Source organism: Microcoleus sp. BR0-C5 (genome assembly GCF_036705045.1).
In the GTDB taxonomy this organism is placed as follows: Bacteria; Cyanobacteriota; Cyanobacteriia; order Cyanobacteriales; family Microcoleaceae; genus Microcoleus.
Genome location: NZ_JAUBTR010000084.1, coordinates 1 through 944, shown reverse-complemented (window position 1 = coordinate 944; position 944 = coordinate 1). Strand labels below are relative to the sequence as shown.

The window sequence follows — 944 nt, the reverse complement described above, 5'->3', positions numbered from 1 at the left end:
CGTGGGGCCAGAAACCGGGTTTTTTCGAGAAGACTCGTTACAGGCGAGAAAACCTGTAAAAACCCGGTTTCTTAGATGCTGACAAATAACAAATAACTAATAAGATGAATTTAACAGATTATCCCTGGCGCATCAGCTATTCTAGCAATGAAAATAACCCGATCGCCGATTTCTACATTCCCGCGCTAGAATGTGCTCTACAGTACGATCGTAAATCCGGCTTTTTCAACAGCGCCATCCTCAGTAAAGTAGCGCAGGGATTGGGCGCGATGCTGCACAATCAAGGGCGGATGCGATTAATCATGGGCTGTCAATTCAGCCCGCAAGACTTGCAAGCTATCCAACAAGGTTACGCCCTCCGAGATGCAGTTACCATGCGCCTCGATACCGATTTACAGCCGCCCAAAACCTTCGCCCAACTCAAACATTTTGAAATTCTCAGTTGGCTGATTCAAAACAGTTATCTCGATATTAAAATCGCCATTCCCCTTAAATCGAACGGCTTACCAATAGATACTGAAAGTTTACTCGATCGGCAGCATATTTTTCACGAAAAAGTCGGCATTTTCACCGACAGCAAGGGCGCACAATTAGCTTTTAGCGGTTCCAATAACGAATCTCTCAGCGGTTGGGAAAGCAATGTTGAATCTTTCCACGTTTATTGTGCTTGGGAAGGCGGCCGAGATGCTGAACGAGTTTCTGAAGAGATTTTTCGGTTTGAACAGTTGTGGAACAATTTATCACCGAATGTGCGCGTTTTTGAAGTGCCGGAAGCGGTGAAAAATAAGTTGCTGGGCTATGCGCCTAGCAGTAAACCTGTGTGGAATCGGGAGGAAGAAGTCAACGCCCCCCTACCCCCAAGGGCTGGGCAATTTCGGGGCAACCACGGGGGGATGGGCGGGCACGGGGGCACCGCCCCTACGGAAGGTTTTGTAGGGGCGGTG

1 pseudogene is annotated in these 944 nt (G+C 48.4%); it reads left to right on the top strand.

Going from position 1 to position 944, the window contains the following annotated elements:
• Positions 1-104: 104 nt before the first annotated feature.
• Positions 105-944 (top strand): annotated as a pseudogene (locus QUB08_RS27250) (helicase); the annotation flags it as partial.